The 15,320-nt window shown below is 59.8% G+C and carries 11 protein-coding genes; all 11 read left to right on the forward strand.

The window, feature by feature from the left end; all coding sequences use genetic code 11:
* Positions 1-50 precede the first annotated feature (50 nt).
* Positions 51-392 carry a LapA family protein gene (locus PL640_RS01410; protein ID WP_142840913.1) on the forward strand — a complete coding sequence of 114 codons (342 nt, stop codon included), beginning with the start codon at positions 51-53 and terminating at the stop codon, positions 390-392.
* 92 nt (positions 393-484) lie between these two features.
* Positions 485-1,618 carry a class I SAM-dependent methyltransferase gene (locus PL640_RS01415; RefSeq protein WP_271360599.1) on the forward strand — a complete coding sequence of 378 codons (1,134 nt, stop codon included), beginning with the start codon at positions 485-487 and terminating at the stop codon, positions 1,616-1,618.
* Complete coding sequence (locus PL640_RS01420) at positions 1,615-2,475, forward strand: TrmH family RNA methyltransferase (RefSeq protein ID WP_046799328.1); 861 nt, start codon at positions 1,615-1,617, stop codon at positions 2,473-2,475. The genes PL640_RS01415 and PL640_RS01420 overlap by 4 nt, the downstream gene beginning before the upstream one ends.
* Positions 2,475-2,963 (forward strand): signal peptidase II, encoded by a 489-nt coding sequence (lspA, locus tag PL640_RS01425; RefSeq protein WP_271360600.1) that lies wholly within the window; start codon positions 2,475-2,477, stop codon positions 2,961-2,963. Before PL640_RS01420 ends, lspA begins: the two co-directional genes overlap by 1 nt.
* Positions 2,964-3,018: 55 nt before the next feature.
* Entirely contained in the window at positions 3,019-5,262 is a 2,244-nt protein-coding gene (locus PL640_RS01430) for a hybrid sensor histidine kinase/response regulator (RefSeq protein WP_271360601.1), read from the forward strand.
* Between the two features lie 97 nt (positions 5,263-5,359).
* A complete protein-coding gene (locus PL640_RS01435; protein WP_142841277.1) occupies positions 5,360-6,241 on the forward strand; it encodes a GNAT family N-acetyltransferase in 882 nt (293 codons plus the stop codon).
* 180 nt (positions 6,242-6,421) lie between these two features.
* Positions 6,422-9,073 carry a DNA mismatch repair protein MutS gene (mutS, locus tag PL640_RS01440; RefSeq protein WP_271361429.1) on the forward strand — a complete coding sequence of 884 codons (2,652 nt, stop codon included), beginning with the start codon at positions 6,422-6,424 and terminating at the stop codon, positions 9,071-9,073.
* Positions 9,074-9,218: 145 nt separating this feature from the next.
* Positions 9,219-12,047, forward strand: a complete 2,829-nt coding sequence (locus PL640_RS01445) for a [protein-PII] uridylyltransferase (protein ID WP_271360602.1) — start codon at positions 9,219-9,221, stop codon at positions 12,045-12,047.
* Positions 12,048-12,054: 7 nt separating this feature from the next.
* A complete protein-coding gene (gene murJ / locus PL640_RS01450; RefSeq protein WP_225245102.1) occupies positions 12,055-13,644 on the forward strand; it encodes a murein biosynthesis integral membrane protein MurJ in 1,590 nt (529 codons plus the stop codon).
* Positions 13,644-14,048: a VOC family protein gene (locus PL640_RS01455; RefSeq protein WP_271360603.1), complete on the forward strand. Its 405-nt coding sequence runs from the start codon at positions 13,644-13,646 to the stop codon at positions 14,046-14,048. Before murJ ends, PL640_RS01455 begins: the two co-directional genes overlap by 1 nt.
* A gap of 101 nt (positions 14,049-14,149) precedes the next feature.
* Positions 14,150-15,214 (forward strand): tryptophan--tRNA ligase, encoded by a 1,065-nt coding sequence (trpS, locus tag PL640_RS01460; protein ID WP_142840921.1) that lies wholly within the window; start codon positions 14,150-14,152, stop codon positions 15,212-15,214.
* Positions 15,215-15,320 lie beyond the last annotated feature (106 nt).

Here is a 15,320-nt window from a genome sequence, read left to right on the forward strand (position 1 = left end):
GACGCCGGAAACGGAGCCGGCGGAACCCCGCAGCGATGGAGTAATGTCGGATGTCGAAAAAAATCATCAACCTCATCATCCTGCTTCCGCTGGCGATCATCCTCGTCATCCTGTGCGTGGCCAACCGTCAGGCCGTGACGCTTGCACTCAATCCCTTCCGTCCCGATGACGGCGTTCTGTCCTTCACCGCGCCATTTTTCGTGTTCCTGTTTCTGGCCGTCATTTTTGGCGTGTTGCTGGGATCGGCAGCCACATGGTTCGCGCAGGGCAAACATCGCAAACGCGCCCGTATCGAAGCCAGGGAAGCGGTTCGCTGGCACGATGAGGCGAACCGCCAGAAGGCGACTTCGGCCGCTCAGCTTCCGAATGCGGGCCAACTCCCGGCAAAGTGATATAGCCGACAGTCGTTCCGGCTCTAGTCGAGCGGCGTGCGGAATGCTATTTGCTGCGCCATAAGACGCGGGCAGAAGCGGAAAGATTTCCATTGAAGAAAAAAGACAGCCGGCCGGGCAATCGCGCACGTGCCGGGAGCGAGAAAAAACAGGTTCATGCCGCAAAGCCGGCGCGACACGCCGACGCAGCGCCGAAAAAGCGCGAACCCGACGCGGTTCGAAGCGTGCCGAAACTTGCACCGAAGGAGAAGGTTGCTGCTGTACCGGCGGTTGAGCAGGCGCCTGCACGGCCCCTCAAGCAGCGCACCGGGGAACGTCCCGCAGAACAGGTTCCGGTCATTCTGGAATCGAGCGGTGCGGGCGATTTTCACCTGATCGACAGCGGCAATGGCCTGAAGCTCGAACAATATGGCGACTACCGCATCGTCCGTCCCGAGGCGCAGGCGCTGTGGCAACCGTCGGTCCCCGACCGGGTGTGGCAGAATGCCGATGCCATTTTTACCGGCGATACGGATGAAGACGGCATGGGCCGCTGGCGCTTTCCGAAGACGGCGCTGGGCGAAACCTGGCCCTTGTCCCTGCTCGGCGTTGAATTTCTGGGCCGCTTCACGGCCTTCCGGCACGTCGGCGTCTTCCCGGAGCAGATCGTCCATTGGGAATGGCTGAAACATGCCGTCGAGACGGCCGACCGACCTCTGAAAGTGCTGAACCTCTTCGGTTACACCGGCGTCGCCTCGCTGGTTGCGGCCGCCGCCGGTGCTGAAGTCACCCATGTCGATGCTTCCAAGAAGGCGATTGGCTGGGCCAAGGAAAATCAGGCGCTTGCCGGGCTTGAACAGGCGCCCATCCGCTGGATTTGCGAAGATGCGATGAAATTCATCCAGCGTGAGGAGCGTCGTGGCAGCACCTATGACATCATCCTCACCGACCCGCCGAAATTCGGCCGCGGCACCCATGGCGAGGTCTGGCAATTGTTTGACCATCTGCCGTTGATGCTGGATATCTGCCGGGAAATCCTCTCACCCAAGGCGCTCGGCCTGGTGCTGACGGCCTATTCCATCAGGGCCAGTTTTTATTCGATGCACGAGCTGATGCGCGAAATCATGCGTGGCGCCGGCGGCGTCGTCGCGTCAGGCGAGCTCGTCATTCGTGAGGCCGGGCTCGACGGCAAGACGCCGGGCCGGGTGCTTTCCACATCGCTGTTCAGCCGTTGGGAGCCGAAATGATGAAAGATATGCGCGAAAATACCACGCGCCGGGTTGGCCAGGTCAAGGAAGTGACCAGCCTCGCCAATCCCATCATCAAGGATATCAAGGCGCTCACCCAGAAAAAGGGCAGGGAAGAGACCGGCACCTTCATGGCGGAAGGCTTGAAGCTGGTCATCGATGCCCTCGAACTCGGCTGGACGATCAAGACGCTGGTTTACGCAAAGGCCGCCAAGGGCAAGCCGCTGGTAGAGCAGGCGGCGGTCAAGACAGTCGCGTCAGGCGGGCTGGTGCTCGAAGTCAGCGAAAAGGTCATTGCCTCGATCACCCGCCGGGACAATCCGCAGATGGTCGTCGGCATTTTCGAACAGAAATGGGCCTCGCTCAGGGATATTCGCCCGGAAAAGGGCGAGACCTATATCGCACTCGACCGAGTCCGCGATCCCGGCAATCTCGGCACCATCATCCGCACCGCCGATGCGGCCGGCGCCTCCGGTGTCATTCTGGTTGGTGATTGCACCGATCCCTTCTCGCTGGAAACCGTTCGCGCCACCATGGGTTCGGTCTTCGCCATGCCGGTGGCCCGCGCCTCGGTGGAAGAATTCCTCTCCTGGAAAAAATCGGCGCAGGTCAGCGTCGTCGCCACCCATCTCTCGGGTTCCGTGGATTATCGGAAGATCGACTATGCCGGTAAGCCGGTCGTGCTTTTGATGGGTAACGAGCAATCCGGTCTGCCGCCGGAACTGGCTGGCAAGGCGGATCAGCTGGCGCGCATCCCCCAGCAGGGCCGTGCCGACAGCCTCAATCTCGCCATCGCAACCGCCGTGATGCTTTTCGAAGCACGGCGCCATCTCCTCGAACTGGCACCGGTGAAGTAATGGCCAAAGCGGCTTTGTTTTCGAAATTCGGCCCGGCCTTTGCGCTGATCATCGCCGCACTGGTGCTGGACCAGATCGTCAAGCAACTGGTCGAAGCCTATCTGCCATTGCAGAAAATGGTGCCAGTCATTCCGTTTCTGGCGCTTTACCGCACCTATAATCTCGGCGTCGCCTTTTCGATGCTATCGGACATGCAGGGCTGGTTCATCGTCAGCATGCGGCTCGTTATCGTCGTCTTCGTCCTGTGGCTGTGGCGCAAGACGGCGGCAGACCGCACCTTTGCCCATCTCGGCTTTGCCTTCATCATCGCGGGTGCTGCCGGCAATCTTCTCGACCGGTTCTTTTATGGACACGTCATCGACTACATCCTGTTTCACACGCAGACATGGTCCTTCGCTGTATTCAATCTCGCCGACAGTTTCATAACCATCGGTGCAGCCTGCGTCATTCTTGACGAATTTCTGCACGCCCGGGCGGCTAAAAAGTAAAATTTTAGGGTTTGCACCAAACATATAAAAACCGCTGCCATGGTAGCGGTTGCATATGAGCGAACTGGCAAAACTTCGAGAAAAAGTTTCAGACGGGCTTGGGCTGGCGCCTGTAGCGGCGCAGCCGGAGGATCGTGTCGACGCAACAAGGCAGCATGCCGGCACGGAACACGAGATCGGCTCGGGGCCGATTTCCCTGTACGTTGCCATTTCGTTGTCGGTCGGCGCATTTGCCGCTGCGCTGATTGCGCTTGCAGTGCCCTATGTGATCACCGTCGCCCTGGCATCCTTTTTCGGCGCCGTGCTCGTCGGTGTCCTTCTCTACGCGCTGTTTGGCAAAACGGTGCGAAATACAGACGCGCTGGCCGAGGATTTGGATGTTCGGCTGCGGCAGACGCAGAACCGCTCGCTGATCGCCGAGATGCAGGAAACCATGGGTGATATCGTCGTCATCCGCAATCTGGATAGGCGTATCGTTGAAGCGAACCGGATCTTTCGTGAAATGACGGGATGCTCGGCCCCCGAAGGGTTGAGCTGCGAGGAAATCGGCATTGCCTTCCGTCCAGGCGACAAGGTTCACGCCTATGACGTGGAAATTGCCACCCCTTTCGGACAGCGCATCTTCTCCTGGCACGATGTGGTAACCCGCGATCTGGCCAGCAGCCGTCTTCTCATCAGCAGCATCGCCAGAGACGTGACGGAAGAGCGACTTGCGCTTGCCGAAAGGGAAGACGCCCGTTTGCGCGCCGAAAAGGCCGATGCCGAAAAGGCAAGACTGCTTGCCACGGTAAGCCATGAAATCCGCCTGCCGCTTTCCGGCATGCTCGGCATGAACCATCTGCTGTCACAAACGAAGATCAACGAAGAGCAGCGTAACTATCTTGATGGCATGAAGCAGTCCGGCCAGTCGCTGGTGCAGCTCGTTGAGGATCTGCTGGATTATTCGACCATGGAAGCGGGCCGCTTCAAGCTCAATCCACGCGCGGAAAACCTGCGGCGGTTGATCGAGAGCATTGTCGAGATGCTGGCGCACCGCGCCCACGAAAAAGGGATCGAAATCACCTCCTTCGTCAGCCCTGACGTGCCCGATTATCTCGATTTCGATCCGGCAAGACTGCGTCAGGTTCTGTTCAATCTTCTCGGAAACGCTGTCAAATTCACCCGCGAAGGCGGGGTTGTCATCCGGGCGCGCATGGTCGAGGGCGAATTGCAGGTGACAGTTGAGGATACCGGTCCGGGCATGAGCGAGAGCGAACAGGCCCGTATCTTCGGTGAATTCGAGCAGGCAGGGCCGATGTCGCAGCGAAGTGCCGGCACGGGCCTCGGTCTTGCGATTTCCGCCCGCATCGTGCGGGAATTCGGCGGCAGCCTTACGGTTTCGAGCCACAGGGGGAAGGGCAGTATCTTCACGCTTTCGTTCCGCCCGGGCGGCGCCCCCGTTGCAGTTCCGGATCCTGGCCGGCGTCGTTGTCTGCAACACACCAATGTCCTGCTGATTGCGCCCAAGGGCGTGGCTGGGGCGGTGACGATGGAGGCGATAGAGGCGTTTGGCGGCAAATGTGTTCTCATTCATCAGCCGGAAGATCTGCAAAAGCTGCAGGATGGGGCAGCTGACCTTAGCGCCGATCTCACCGATATCATCGTCGACCGGCGCGTTTCACTGTTGTTCAGGGATGCCCTGAAGGATTGGCCGCAGCAGAATGTTCGCCGCACCCTGCTGGTGAGCCCGGAGGAACGGCCTTCGACGATGCATGTCTCCTTCGACGCCTGGCTTATCCGACCACTGCGTGAAAAATCGCTGATCGACGTCCTCTGTGGCCGCCTGCGCGGCATAGAACGCCGCGACGCGCTGAACGACAACCACCCCGATGTGGGCTTTTCATCACGGTTGAAGGAAGGGGCAAGTGGCGTCGAAATTCTAGTGGCCGAGGATGATGCCGTCAATGCCCGCATCATCAGGGCGGTCCTGGAGAAGAGCGGCTATATCGTTCGTGCCGTCGATGATTTTCAGGCCCTGCGGCAGTCGTTGGAGCTGGGTGCTGCCCGTTTGCCGCATCTCGTCATCTCGGATCTCAATATGCCGGGTGGCGAGGGGCTTGAGGTGCTGCCGGAACTTCTCGGCATGTTGAGGGGTGAGAGAAATATTCCCGTCATCGTGCTCAGTGGCGATGCCAGCACCGATACGGCTGAAATCCTGCTGAAAGCCGGTGCAGCCAAGGTTTTGACCAAGCCAACCGACCCGAGACAGCTGGTTGAGGAAATTCGTCGTATGCTGGAGGCGAAACGCCTTTCGCCATAATAGCTTGACAGACTCGCGCTGGCGTCATTTTGTCACTATTCTGTCGTCAATTAGTGATTTATGACAGGAAAATTCTTTGGTGGCGGAGCGATTCCCCATGGTTGCCGAAATCTTCAATCACGACATTTGTGAAAACAATGTTGTCATTCCCCCACGCCCTGAGTCCGCTCAGGATAATGAGGGTCTTTTCGGTCGTATCGGCACGCTGGAAACCCGGCTCGCGAGAAATGAGCGCGAGATCGATGCTGCGCAATCCGTGCGTTACAAGGTTTTCGTTGAGGAAATGAATGCGCGCCTTCCCGCTGAGGCGATGCGGCGCAAGCGCGACATCGACGCCTGGGACAGTGTCTGCGACCACCTGCTCGTACTGGATAAGGCAATCGAAGGTGACAGCGAGGATCAGATCGTCGGCACCTATCGTCTGCTGCGTCAGGAAACGGCGCTCGCCAATAATGGTTTTTATTCCGCCAGCGAATTCGACATTGCCGGGCTGGTTGCGCGCCATCCGGGCAAGCGCTTCATGGAGCTTGGCCGCTCCTGCGTGCTGCCGGAATATCGCACCAAGCGCACGGTCGAGCTTCTGTGGCAGGGCAATTGGGCCTATGCGGTGAAACATCGCATGGACGCCATGATCGGCTGTGCCTCCTTCCCCGGCGTGCAGCCGGAAACCCATGCACTGGCGCTCTCCTTCCTTCACCACAATTGCGTTGCGAAGGGCGAGTGGGAGGCTTCGGCGCTTCCCGAGCTTTACCACGAGATGGACCTGATGCCGGCGGAGGCGTTGAACACCCGCAAGGCGCTGAACGCCATGCCGCCGCTGATCAAGGGCTATATGCGTCTTGGCGCCATGTTCGGTTCCGGCGCGGTGGTGGACCATGCCTTTAACACCACAGATGTTCTCGTGGTTCTGCCGGTCACATCCATCGCCGGCCGCTATATCAGCTATTACGGTGGCGAGGCCGAACGCATCAACGGCTGATCGGCTTTTTGCCGGATCTTCCTGTGGGCAGCGGGCCTGCGCGTGTTGTCTTGGGGCGGGCATTCCCGCTAGTGTCGTCGCTCGTTTTCCGCAACACGATATGACATCGGCAGGCCATTGACGGACGTTCTGACAACCGCTTCCCTGATCTCGGAGGAGAGCCGCGCGACGGCCACTCCGATGATGGAACAATATATCGAGATCAAGGCGAACAATCCGGGTTCGCTGCTGTTTTACCGCATGGGCGATTTTTACGAATTGTTCTTTGACGATGCGGTTGAAGCCTCCCGTTCTCTGGGCATCACGCTGACGAAACGTGGCCAGCATATGGGGCATGATATTCCCATGTGCGGCGTTCCCGTCCACGCGGCGGACGACTATCTCCAGAAACTCATCCTGCGCGGTTATCGCGTTGCCGTCTGCGAGCAGGTGGAAGATCCCGCCGAGGCGAAGAAACGTGGCTCGAAATCCGTGGTCAAGCGTGATGTGGTGCGGCTTGTCACGCCCGGCACGCTGACCGAAGAAAAGCTGCTGTCGCCGACGGAATCCAACTATCTGATGGCGCTTGCCCGCATTCGTGGCAGTGCCGAGGCACAGTTTGCACTGGCCTGGATCGATATTTCCACCGGCGTTTTCCGGTTGGCGGAAACCACGCTGACGCGGCTTCTCGCCGATATCTGGCGCATCGATCCACGTGAGCTGATCGTTGCAGACAGCCTGTTTCATGACGAGGAGCTGCGGCCGGTCTTCGACGTTCTTGGCCGCGTGGCGGTGCCGCAGCCGGCCATTCTTTTCGACAGCGCCACGGCGGAAGGGCGGATCGCCCGTTATTTCAACGTCTCGACGCTTGATGGTTTTGGCACGTTTTCGCGGGTGGAAATGGCTGCCGCTGCCGCTGCCGTCGCTTATGTCGAAAAGACCCAGATTGCCGAGCGTCCGCCTCTCGGCGCGCCGGAACGCGAAAGTGCTGCCTCTACCCTCTTCATCGATCCCGCCACCCGCGCCAATCTGGAGCTGGTGAAGACGCTATCAGGCGAAAGGGATGGATCGCTGCTGCATGCCCTCAACCGCACGGTGACCGGCGGTGGCGCCCGGATGCTGGCCGAGCGGCTGATGTCACCGCTCACCGACCCGGACAAGATCAATGCCCGCCTTGATGCCGTGGCCTATCTCATCGATGACGTCTCTCTCTGCGATGACCTGCGCGACGCCTTGAAACATGTCGCGGATATGCCGCGCGCATTATCCCGCCTTGCGCTGGAGCGTGGCGGCCCGCGCGATCTCGGCGCTATCAGGCAGGGGCTGGCTTCGGCTGAAAAAATCGCGACTATTCTCGATGGCGGGTTGCTGCCGGATGAGTTGGCGACGGCTCTCAAGGATTTGAAAGCCTTGCCGGGCGGGCTGGAAGCCATGCTCGGCTCGATGCTCGCCGACGACCTGCCGCTTCTGAAGCGCGACGGCGGTTTCCTGCGTGACGGCGCCAATCCCGAACTTGACGAGGTGCGGGCGCTGCGCGACCAGTCGCGCCGGGTGATCGCCGGTCTGCAGCTGAAATATGCCGATGAGACTGGCATCAAGTCACTGAAGATCAAGCACAATAACGTTCTCGGTTATTTCATCGAGGTGACGGCGGGCAACGCCGATGTGATGATGGCGACGGATGAGGCCAAGGCGCGCTTCATCCATCGTCAGACGATGGCGGGCGCCATGCGCTTCACCACCACCGAGCTTGCCGATCTCGAAAGCCGCATCGCCAATGCCGCAGCGCAGGCTCTGACCATGGAGCTGGAAGCCTTCGCCCGCATGGTCGAGGCCGTGGTGCAGCAGGCCGAAGCGATCAAGGCAGGTGCTTTCGCACTCGCCGTCATAGACGTCGCCTCAAGCCTCGCCTATCTCGCCACCGAGCAGGCATATTGCCGCCCGATTGTCGATGCCTCCATGACCTTTGCGATCAAGGGCGGGCGTCATCCGGTCGTCGAACAGGCGTTGCGGCGGCAATCGGCCGGACCCTTCATCGCCAATAATTGTGATCTTTCGGCCGTCAATGGTGGCAAGAACGGTGCAATCTGGCTGCTCACCGGCCCGAACATGGGCGGTAAATCGACCTTCCTGCGCCAGAATGCGCTGATCGCCATTCTCGCGCAGATCGGCTCCTTCGTTCCGGCGGAAGCCGCCCATATCGGCATCGTCGACCGGCTGTTTTCCCGCGTCGGCGCTTCCGACGATCTGGCGCGCGGCCGTTCGACCTTCATGGTGGAGATGGTGGAAACCGCTGCCATCCTCAATCAGGCGACGGATCGCTCGCTGGTCATTCTGGACGAGATCGGCCGTGGTACTGCGACCTTTGACGGTCTTTCGATTGCCTGGGCAGCGGTCGAACATCTGCACGAGGTCAATCGTTGCCGTGGTCTCTTTGCCACCCATTTCCACGAGTTGACCGTTTTGTCGGAAAAACTCGGTCGCCTCTCCAATGCCACGATGCGGGTGAAGGAGTGGGAAGGCGACGTTATCTTCCTGCACGAAGTCGGACCAGGTGCAGCGGATCGCTCCTACGGTATTCAGGTAGCACGGCTTGCGGGCCTGCCGGCATCGGTGGTGGAGCGTGCTCGCGAAGTGCTGACGAAACTGGAGGATGCCGACCGCAAGAACCCGGCCAGCCAGCTGATCGATGATCTGCCGCTGTTCCAGATCGCCGTTCGCCGCGAGGAAACCCGCAAGGCCGTACCATCGAAAGTGGAGGAATCATTAAAGGGGATCAATCCCGACGAAATGACGCCACGTGAGGCATTGGACGCGCTCTATGCGTTAAAGAAAGAACTTGGCAAGGCTTGAACTTTTTGCGCATCGAATTTTCCGAAAACCGCTGACACTTTTCGGTTCGATGCGGAGACTGCCTGTCCATCGCCTTTAAAACTCGCTATAGGACACTCCCATCGCAAGCGGTGGGATTTCCCACAGGACATGGATACCGGCATAGATGGCCATCAAGGACCTGGATTTTTCCGAAATTCTCGATGTCTCGGCGCTGAAGCGCGACTGCGACATCATCTTTAAGGAAGATGGCAAGCGCATCGCCGATGTCAGGTCCGACCTGCTGCCGCTGTTCCGCAAGGCCAGCACGGAAGGCCGGGAAAAGGTCCGCGAACTGCTGAAGGCCGATGGCAGCGGCATTGATTGCGCCCGCCGCATTTCCTGGCTTCAGGACCGCCTGATCGAGACGCTTTATGATCTCGCCTGCCAATATGCCTATCCGAAGGATGCCCCGCAGATCGCGGTGGCGGCAGTCGGTGGTTACGGCCGCGGCACACTGGCGCCGGGATCGGACATCGACCTCCTGTTCCTGCTGCCTGCGAAAAATACGCCTGACATGCACAAGGCCGTGGAGTTCGTTCTTTATCTGCTCTGGGATCTCGGCTTCAAGGTTGGCCATGCCACCCGCACAGTGGATGAGTGCATTCGCCTGTCCAAATCCGATATGACCATCAGGACCGCAATTCTGGAAGTGCGGGCGATCTGCGGCAAGAAATCTTTGACCGACGATCTGGAAAAACGCTTCGAGGCGGAAGTCGTCACCGGCACCGGCCCGGAATTCATCGCCGCCAAGCTCGCCGAGCGTGACCAGCGTCACCGCAAGGCTGGCGACACGCGTTATCTGGTGGAGCCAAACGTCAAGGAAGGCAAGGGCGGCCTGCGCGATCTGCACACGCTGTTCTGGATCGCCAAATATTATTACCACGTTCGCGATACCGCCGATCTCGTCAAGCTCGGTGTTCTGTCGCGGCGCGAACTCAGGCTGTTCGAGAAGGCCGATGATTTTCTCTGGGCTGTCCGTTGCCAGATGCATTTCATCACCAATAAAGCGGAAGAGCGCCTTTCTTTCGATATTCAGCGCGAGATCGCCGATGCGTTGAACTACCAGCCGCGCCCCGGCCTTTCCGCCGTCGAGCGCTTCATGAAGCATTATTTCCTCGTGGCGAAGGATGTGGGTGACCTCACCCGCATCGTCTGCGCCGCACTGGAGGACCGGCAGGCGAAGGATGTGCCGGGCCTCTCCGGCGTTCTCAGCCGATTCGCCCATCGTGTGCGTAAAATTCCGGGTTCGGTGGAATTTGTCGAGGATAGGGGGCGCATCGCGCTGGCCAAACCTGACGTCTTCAAGAACGACCCGGTTAATATGATCCGGCTGTTCCACATCGCCGATATCAACAATCTCGAACTGCACCCGGATGCCTTGCGCGTCGTCACGCGCTCACTGTCGCTCATCAACGATACTTTGCGCGAAAGCGAGGAGGCGAACCGGCTTTTCCTGTCGATCCTCACCTCGCGGCGCGATCCTGCATTAACGCTTCGACGCATGAATGAGGCAGGCGTTCTCGGCAAATTCATTCCCGAATTCGGCAAGATCGTCGCGATGATGCAGTTCAACATGTATCATCACTATACCGTGGACGAGCACCTGATCCGCTCGGTCGGTGTGTTGTCCGAGGTGGACAAGGGGACGGCTGTGGATGCCCATCCGCTGGCCAACCAGCTGATGCCGGGTCTTGAGGAGCGCGAGGCGCTTTATGTCGCTGTGCTGCTGCATGATGTGGCCAAGGGGCGGCAGGAAGATCACTCGATTGCCGGCGCGCGCGTGGCCCGCAAGCTGTGCCAGCGTTTCCGCCTCACCGGCAAGCAGACCGAAACCGTCGTCTGGCTGATCGAGCAGCATCTCCTGATGTCCATGGTCGCCCAGACACGCGATCTGCACGACCGCAAGACCATCACCGATTTCGCCGACAAGGTGCAATCCATGGAGCGGCTGAAGATGCTGCTCATCCTGACGGTCTGCGATATCCGCGCCGTTGGTCCCGGCGTATGGAACGGCTGGAAAGGGCAACTGCTGCGCTCGCTGTATTACGAGACGGAACTGCTGCTTTCCGGCGGCTTCTCGGAAGTCTCTCGCAAGGAACGCGCGCAAATCGCCCGGCAGGCGCTTTACGACTCCCTCGAGGACTGGGGCCAAAAGGCGCGGCGCAAATATACCAAGCTGCATTACGAGCCCTATCTGCTGACGGTGGCGCTGGAAGATCAGGTGCGCCACACCCGCTTCATCCGCGAGGCCGACAAGCAGGAAAAGGCACTGTCGACCATGGTGCGTACCCATTCCTTCCACGCGATTACGGAAATCACCGTGCTGGCACCCGACCATCCGCGCCTTTTGTCGATCATAACAGGGGCCTGCGCGGCGGCCGGCGCCAACATTGCCGATGCGCAGATTTTCACTACCTCCGACGGGCGTGCACTCGATACGATCCTCATCAACCGTGAGTTTCCGATCGATGAAGATGAGACGCGGCGCGGCAATAATGTCGGCAAGCTCATTGAGGAGGTTCTGTCGGGCAAGCAGCGCCTGCCGGAAATGATCGCGACGCGCACCAAGAGCCGCAAGAAAAAAAGCGCCTTCATCATTCCGCCCTCGGTCATCATTTCCAACGGGCTGTCGAACAAGTTCACCGTCATCGAAGTCGAGTGTCTCGACCGGCCGGGCCTGCTGGCGGATATGACGGCTGTCATCGCCGATCTGTCGCTCGATATTCATTCCGCCCGCATCACCACCTTTGGCGAAAAGGTCATCGACACCTTCTATGTGACTGATCTCTTCGGGCAGAAGGTGACGAACGACAACCGGCAGGCCAGCATCGCCACCCGCCTGAAGGCGGTGATGAGCGAACAGGAAGATGAATTGCGCGACCGCATGCCGAACGGCATCATCGCCCATCCCGACGTGGCCGCACTGCCGGCCGCGCGCACGGCAAAGGCTTGAAGCGCCCATGAGTCTGATCGGCAAGTTCGCCACCGTCGGCACCGCCACGCTCGGCAGCCGCATCTTCGGCTTCCTCCGGGAAACCCTGATGGCTGCCGCCGTCGGCACCGGCCCGGTGGCCGATGCCTTCAATGCCGCTTTCCGTTTTCCGAACACCTTCCGGCGGCTTTTTGCCGAAGGCGCGTTCAACTCGGCTTTCGTGCCGCTCTTCGCCAAGGAAATCGAGGCGAACGGCATGGAGGGCGCAAGGCGCTTTTCCGAGGAAGTTTTCGGCGTCCTGTTTACCGTGCTTCTCGCGCTGACAATTCTGATGGAATTGTCGATGCCGTTCATCGTGCGCACCGTGATTGCGCCGGGCTTCCTCGAAGATCCGGTGAAGTTCGATAACACGGTGCACCTTGCCACCATCATGTTCCCCTATCTCGCTTGCATGTCGCTGGCGGCGATGATGGGTGGCATGTTGAACTCGCTGCACCGCTATTTCGCGGCTGCTATCGCTCCGGTTTTCCTCAACATCATCCTGATCGGCGTGCTCGCCTGGGCATGGTGGAAGAATTATGATCCCCTGCAGGTGGGTTATGCCCTTTCCTGGGGGGTGATGGTGGCGGGTCTGGTGCAGCTTGCCATCGTCTGGATTGCCGTGCGCAATGCCGGCATGCGCATCGGTTTCCGCAGGCCACGACTGACGAAGAATGTGCAGCGGCTTCTGGTGCTTGCCCTGCCGGCGGCAATTACCGGTGGCATCACCCAGATCAACCTGCTCATCAACACCAATATCGCCTCTGCTGGCGAAGGAGTGATCTCCTCGCTTGCCTATGCGGACCGGATTTACCAGCTACCGCTCGGTGTCGTCGGGATCGCTGTCGCCACCGTGCTTCTGCCGGAACTGGCGCGCGCCCTGCGTGGTGGCCATATGGTCGAGGCGGGCAGCCTGCAGAACCGTTCGGTCGAATTCGTACTCTTCCTGACCTTGCCCGCTGCCGCTGCCCTTCTCGTCATGGCGGAACCGATTGTCCGTTTTCTCTATGAGCGCGGCAACTTTTCGCCGTCGGCCACCATCACGGTTGCGCAAATCCTTGGCATCTATGGTCTTGGCCTGCCGGCTTTCGTGCTGATAAAGGCCTTCATTCCGGGCTTCTTCGCCCGCGAAGACACCCGCACACCGATGATTTTCGCAGCAATTTCCGTGGTGGTGAACGTCTCGCTGGCGCTGACGCTGTTTCCACGTCTCGGCGGTCCGGGCATCGCCATTGCTGAAATCACCGCCGGCTGGGTCAATGCCGCCTTGCTGTTTGCCATGCTCCTGTGGCGCGGTCACTGGCAGGTGGATATCCCGCTGCTTACCCGCATTCCGCGGCTGCTCCTGGCTGCCGCCCTCATGGCGGGCTTCGTGCACTATGCGCTGACCTGGCTGAGTTTCGAGCTATCTTCGGCCTCGTCGATTTTCGTTCGGGCCGGCACCATCATGGCTCTCGTTTTTGCCGCCATGCTGGTTTACTTCGTGCTGGCCTTCGCTTCGGGCGGCGCTGATATCGGCATGGTCAAGCGCGCCATTCGCAAGCGCGGCAAAAAGAACGCCGAGACGGAGGCTGGCTGATGTCCTTTGCTGAAAATCGCCGCATCGCCCTCGTCACCCTCGTTGTCGATGACTACGATCGGGCAAAGGCGTTTTATTGCGAGGTTCTGGGGTTTGAGTGCCTCTCCGATCAGCCGCTTGGTGATGGCAAAAGGTGGCTGGTGGTGAAACCTCAAGGCACCGACGGCTGCGCCCTGCTGCTTGCCGAGGCCGATGGTGAACAGCAGCGGCTTGCCATTGGCAACCAGACCGCCGGACGCGTCGGGTTTTTCCTCAATACCGATGATTTTCAAAGCGACTACGAGACGATGCTGGCGCGCGGCGTGCGCTTTCTGGAAGAGCCGCGCCATGAGGTTTACGGCTCAGTCGCGGTCTTTGTCGACCCATACGGAAATCGCTGGGATCTTCTTCAGCCGCGCGGCTGACATGCCCTGAAACCGCTTGATTGCGAGGGGCTGCGGGTGCATAAGCGCGTGCAATTCAAATCACGGGGCGGGGCCCTCCACAAGCCTTTTCGAGGACGACAATGAACGTATTCAAGCCGCTGGTTTTCTCGGGCGTCCAGCCGACCGGCAATCTGCATCTCGGCAATTATCTCGGCGCTATCCGCAAGTTCGTGGCTTTGCAGGAAGATAACGACTGCATCTATTGCGTCGTCGACATGCACGCCATCACTGCCCAGCTCGTTCATTCCGATCTGAAGGCGCAGACCCGCTCGATTGCGGCCGCGTTCATCGCCTCGGGCATCGACCCCGTAAAGCACATCGTCTTCAACCAGTCGGCCGTGCCGCAGCATGCGGAACTGGCATGGGTGTTCAACTGCGTGGCGCGCATCGGCTGGATGGAGCGCATGACGCAGTTCAAGGACAAGTCCGGCAAGAATGCCGAACAGGTTTCGCTCGGTCTGCTTGCCTATCCGAGCCTGATGGCCGCCGACATTCTCGTCTACCGCGCCACTCACGTTCCTGTTGGTGACGACCAGAAGCAGCATCTGGAACTGGCTCGCGATATCGCCCAGAAATTCAACATCGATTTCGGCGACCATATCCGCAATGCCGGTCTCGGCCTCGATATCAAGGTGGGCGACGAGCCGGTGCACGCCTATTTCCCGATGGTGGAGCCGCTGATCGGTGGCCCGGCGCCGCGTGTCATGTCTCTGAAGGACGGCACCAAAAAGATGTCGAAGTCCGACCCGTCCGACCTGTCGCGCATCAACCTGATGGACGACGTCGACGCGATCTCGAAGAAGATCAAGAAGGCAAAGACCGATCCTGACGCGCTGCCGAGCGAAGTGGAAGGCCTGAAGGGCCGCCCCGAGGCGGAAAACCTCGTCGGTATCTATGCCGCGCTCTCCGACAAGACGAAGGCGGATGTTCTTGCCGAATTCGGTGGACAGCAATTCTCGGCCTTCAAGCCGGCACTTGTCGAACTTGCCGTCAACGTGCTCGCGCCGGTCAACAACGAGATGCGCCGCCTTCTCGATGACCCGACCCATATCGACGCCATCCTCAAAGAGGGCGGTGAGCGGGCGCGTACTATTGCCGAAAAGACGATGAACGAGGTGCGCGACATCATCGGCTTCCTGCGCTGAGAAGTCGCTGCCGCGCTGATGCGGCGGGCGGTTTGCGCCTGCCGTGATTTGATATAATCTCCGCCCGAACCGTCGGGCGGTTCTCGGATCACGGCGGACCTAAGGG

It is taken from the genome of Agrobacterium sp. ST15.16.024 (genome assembly GCF_027956545.1).
Classification (GTDB): Bacteria; Pseudomonadota; Alphaproteobacteria; order Rhizobiales; family Rhizobiaceae; genus Agrobacterium; species Agrobacterium cucumeris.

Excerpts from the sequence above, each read along its gene's own strand:
- PL640_RS01410 (WP_142840913.1), top strand. The coding sequence starts at position 51 with ATGTCGAAAAAAATCATCAACCTCATCATCCTGCTTCCGCTGGCGATC.
- PL640_RS01420 (WP_046799328.1), top strand. The coding sequence starts at position 1,615 with ATGATGAAAGATATGCGCGAAAATACCACGCGCCGGGTTGGCCAGGTC.
- lspA (WP_271360600.1), top strand. The coding sequence starts at position 2,475 with ATGGCCAAAGCGGCTTTGTTTTCGAAATTCGGCCCGGCCTTTGCGCTG.
- PL640_RS01430 (WP_271360601.1), top strand. The coding sequence starts at position 3,019 with ATGAGCGAACTGGCAAAACTTCGAGAAAAAGTTTCAGACGGGCTTGGG.
- PL640_RS01435 (WP_142841277.1), top strand. The coding sequence starts at position 5,360 with ATGGTTGCCGAAATCTTCAATCACGACATTTGTGAAAACAATGTTGTC.
- mutS (WP_271361429.1), top strand. The coding sequence starts at position 6,422 with ATGATGGAACAATATATCGAGATCAAGGCGAACAATCCGGGTTCGCTG.
- PL640_RS01445 (WP_271360602.1), top strand. The coding sequence starts at position 9,219 with ATGGCCATCAAGGACCTGGATTTTTCCGAAATTCTCGATGTCTCGGCG.
- murJ (WP_225245102.1), top strand. The coding sequence starts at position 12,055 with ATGAGTCTGATCGGCAAGTTCGCCACCGTCGGCACCGCCACGCTCGGC.
- PL640_RS01455 (WP_271360603.1), top strand. The coding sequence starts at position 13,644 with ATGTCCTTTGCTGAAAATCGCCGCATCGCCCTCGTCACCCTCGTTGTC.
- trpS (WP_142840921.1), top strand. The coding sequence starts at position 14,150 with ATGAACGTATTCAAGCCGCTGGTTTTCTCGGGCGTCCAGCCGACCGGC.